Genomic DNA, 3,422 nt, shown 5'->3' on the forward strand with positions numbered 1-3,422 from the left:
CAGGGGTTGTCGTTAATTCCAACGGCGGAAGTACCGCTTACCAACCTGGCGCGTGACGAGATTTTTGCTGCTAAAGAGCTGCCAATTAAAATGACCGCACACACACCGTGTTTCCGAAGTGAAGCAGGAAGCTACGGTCGTGATACACGAGGTCTGATTCGCCAACACCAGTTCGACAAAGTAGAAATGGTGCAATTGGTGAAGCCTGAAGACAGCTTCGACGCATTGGAAGAGCTCACGGGCCACGCTGAAGTGATTTTACAAAAACTGGGGCTGGCGTACCGCAAGGTATTGTTGTGCACCGGTGATATGGGCTTCGGCTCTTGTAAAACCTACGATTTGGAAGTGTGGTTACCTGCTCAAAACACGTACCGTGAAATTTCATCATGTTCAAACATGCTGGACTTCCAGGCGCGCCGTATGCAGGCACGTTACCGCAATCCTGAAACCAACAAGCCAGAGCTACTGCATACGCTGAATGGTTCTGGTTTGGCTGTGGGGCGCACGCTGGTAGCGATTCTGGAGAACTATCAACAGGCTGATGGCTCTGTGAAAATTCCAGAAGCGCTGGTGAGCTACATGGGTGGCGTAACCGAAATCACGGCCTGAGTTATTTCTTGAGGCCAGTCAGTTGTTTGTAGGCTGATGACTCAGCTTACAAACACTTAGCCGGTTTTGGCAGTCCAGCCAGCTTAGTTGCTTGCTTAGCAGGCCCTTTCTTAAACAGCCGCTGTAAATAGCGGCTGTTGCCTTTCTCGGGACCAAATTTCGCCGCCATGGCCTTGACCAAAGCGCGGATCGCCGGGCTGGTTTCATATTCCTCATAAAATTCACGGACAAACCTAATGACTTCCCAGTGGGCTTCAGTCAGCTCAATGCCTTCCTGTTCAGCCAAGACGGGTACCATATCCGGATGCCACTGGGTGTAATCCAGTAAATACCCTTGCTTGTCGGTTGTTATGCTGTTGCCGTTAAATTCGAAAGAAAAAGCCTGACTCATGGTGCCAAAGAGATCCATTGTTTGTGTTGAAATGAAAGCGCGACCCATTCGCTGTGACTAAGCGTTTGCGGTGCGTCTACACCGCGGCTTTCACAATCAGCGGTTAGCGCAAAACAGGTGATGTGTGGCCACTGCTGGGCGATATGATGCGCCAGATACACGCCATCAGAACAACACACCAAGGTCGTTGTGTCTGATTGGTCATCGAGTAGGCCTGACAGTTCGTCCAGGTCGATATGTTGATCTAATAGCAATAACATCAGAAGGTCACCGTGTGATCAAAGGTAGCCAGTGTGCTACTCAACTCTTCAGGCGTTAAAGGTTGAATATCAACAGGGGCTGAATCCACCGATACATTATGTTTAAGCAATGACACCGCGCAGGCATAACAATGGTCGATGTCATACAAGGGCATCACTTTTAATTGTTTCGCGTGGTTCTTTTGCTCGGACGGCTGTTGATTCGACATCAATTGCAGCACACCCGTACCCACAAAGAAAACACTGCATTCGTGACCATAGTTTGTAGATGCAAGGGCGAACTCAATACCTTCAGATGCACTCAGGTTGCCGTAAGGGGGCTGCGTAAGAATAACTGCCAGCGTTGCCATTAAAACTGTACCATTTTATCTGATTGGTGGAGCGCGGTAAAAAACTCGCCTAAGCCAACTTGTTCAAAACCAGCATGAAGCGTTGACTGAGCCAGCCCCAATTCTTCTGCCTGTGTCTCATCGACAATACCACGCTTGGTGGCAGCGCCAACACAAACGTGCAACGGAAAGCCATACTGTTTTGCTAACGCTGCCCATCGTGAGGGAAGGTGAATATCACCGGTACCCGGGGCAATCATGCCGTTAGCCTGCAATACGCCTTGCTGATAAAAGAAGACATGATTTATTGCAGACTGCTTTGCCAGTTCCTCGCAAAACGCGAGGGCGTTCAGGCTGGTATTCAGCGCTTCAGGTGAACAGGTGATCAGCACAGAAGTTGTCGTCATAATAAACAAAAACACCCCTTAACGGGGTGTTTTCTCGTTAAGCTGTTACTAACGAATATTAATCGTCGCCACCGAACACACCCAGGATGTGTAGCAGTGATACGAAGATGTTGTAGATGTTCAGGTACAAGCCAACTGTTGCACGGATGTAGTTAGTTTCACCACCGTGAATGATACGGCTGGTGTCATACAAAATGAAACCAGACATCAGGAACACGATTGCTGAGCTAATAGCCAGGTGAACAGCAGGTACTGCGAAGAAAATATTCGCGATTGCCGCAACCAGAACAACCAGGATACCAATGCTCAAGAAGCCGCCCATGAAGGAGAAGTCTTTCTTAGTGGTTAAGGCATAAGCAGACAGCGCAAAGAAGATAAGGGCTGTGCCACCCAGAGCTTCCATGATAAGGCCAGGTCCCGCAACGCCTAGATAGAAGTTAAGCGTGTAGCCTAACGAGCCACCCATCAGACCGGTGAAAGCGAAAATCCAATAGATGCCTGAAGCGGAATCTGCTTTTTTATGAACAACGAATAAAGTAATGAATGCACCGATGGTCATCAGTAACGACACCATAGGTGAAATACCTATAGCCATAGTAACCGCTGCACACACTGCGCTGAACAAGAGCGTCATGCCGAGCAGCATGTAAGTATTACGAAGTACTTTGTTGGTTTCCAGAACCGACTGACTGGATGTACTGGTATACACCGAACGATTATCCATTGTTTCCTCCAATAGGATAGACCTAACTAAGTTGCAAACCATATTACGCTATAGTTTAGTGCATTTGTATGGGTTTTAGTTCCGAATTTCAATAGCTAATGACTATCAAAGTAATGAATTGTTTACTTTTTAGCTATGATCGTAAATTAATGTGTAGATTTGCATAAATCTCAGGCAAACAGTGGGCGAAATGCAAAATAACACTTTACAGGTCCAAAAATATCATTAAGATTCGCATCACTTCACGGAGAGTTGGCAGAGTCCGGTTGAATGCACTTGACTTGAAATCAAGCGAAGGGTCAAACCTTCCGGGGGTTCGAATCCCTCACTCTCCGCCATATTTAAGAAACCCGCACATTGTTGCGGGTTTTTTATTGCCTGCGAGTAAACTCTGATTCAATTACTGGCTCAGACACATCTATATTCGCCAAGCCCAAACAAATAAAGCTAAATAAAAACGCGGGTGTGTTTTGTAACTGGATTCGTTTTAACCCGTTAATACCTAAATCGATTAATTATGACGGTTTTATAACCAAACGATTCAGTTTGTTAAAGTTTCCCTTTACAGCACCAAAAATATCATTAAGATACGCAGCAACTCAGGAGAGTTGGCAGAGTCCGGTTGAATGCACTTGACTTGAAATCAAGCGAAGGGTCAAACCTTCCGGGGGTTCGAATCCCTCACTCTCCGCCATATTTAAG

The 3,422-nt window shown here is 46.8% G+C and carries 6 protein-coding genes and 2 tRNA genes; 3 read left to right on the forward strand and 5 right to left on the reverse strand.

The genetic code is table 11. From position 1 onward, the window contains the following. Positions 1 to 609, forward strand: a 609-nt coding sequence (gene serS, locus AC4MRN_RS20125) for a serine--tRNA ligase (RefSeq protein WP_491204325.1), incomplete at its 5' end; no start/stop codon positions are given. Between the two features lie 46 nt (positions 610 to 655). Here serS and AC4MRN_RS20130 read toward each other — a convergent pair. The 5 genes from AC4MRN_RS20130 to AC4MRN_RS20150 are packed head-to-tail and all read right to left on the reverse strand — an operon-like array spanning position 656 to position 2,720. Beyond that, a complete protein-coding gene (locus tag AC4MRN_RS20130; RefSeq protein WP_491204326.1) occupies positions 656 to 1,018 on the reverse strand; it encodes a TusE/DsrC/DsvC family sulfur relay protein in 363 nt (120 codons plus the stop codon). Further along, positions 997 to 1,260 carry a DsrH/TusB family sulfur metabolism protein gene (locus tag AC4MRN_RS20135; protein ID WP_491204327.1) on the reverse strand — a complete coding sequence of 88 codons (264 nt, stop codon included), beginning with the start codon at positions 1,258 to 1,260 and terminating at the stop codon, positions 997 to 999. The genes AC4MRN_RS20130 and AC4MRN_RS20135 overlap by 22 nt, the downstream gene beginning before the upstream one ends. Further along, positions 1,260 to 1,610: a sulfurtransferase complex subunit TusC gene (gene tusC, locus AC4MRN_RS20140; protein WP_488801857.1), complete on the reverse strand. Its 351-nt coding sequence runs from the start codon at positions 1,608 to 1,610 to the stop codon at positions 1,260 to 1,262. Before tusC ends, AC4MRN_RS20135 begins: the two co-directional genes overlap by 1 nt. After that, positions 1,610 to 1,996: a sulfurtransferase complex subunit TusD gene (gene tusD / locus AC4MRN_RS20145; RefSeq protein ID WP_073324594.1), complete on the reverse strand. Its 387-nt coding sequence runs from the start codon at positions 1,994 to 1,996 to the stop codon at positions 1,610 to 1,612. Before tusD ends, tusC begins: the two co-directional genes overlap by 1 nt. A gap of 58 nt (positions 1,997 to 2,054) precedes the next feature. Further along, positions 2,055 to 2,720 carry a Bax inhibitor-1/YccA family protein gene (locus tag AC4MRN_RS20150; protein ID WP_073324593.1) on the reverse strand — a complete coding sequence of 222 codons (666 nt, stop codon included), beginning with the start codon at positions 2,718 to 2,720 and terminating at the stop codon, positions 2,055 to 2,057. 246 nt (positions 2,721 to 2,966) lie between these two features. On the opposite strand from AC4MRN_RS20150, the gene AC4MRN_RS20155 reads away from it, so the two are divergent. Both AC4MRN_RS20155 and AC4MRN_RS20160 read left to right on the forward strand, forming a co-directional pair. Further along, positions 2,967 to 3,058, forward strand: a tRNA-Ser gene (locus AC4MRN_RS20155). A gap of 264 nt (positions 3,059 to 3,322) precedes the next feature. Beyond that, positions 3,323 to 3,414: transfer RNA gene (locus AC4MRN_RS20160), tRNA-Ser, on the forward strand. Positions 3,415 to 3,422: the final 8 nt, after the last annotated feature.

The organism is Marisediminitalea sp., from assembly GCF_984433645.1.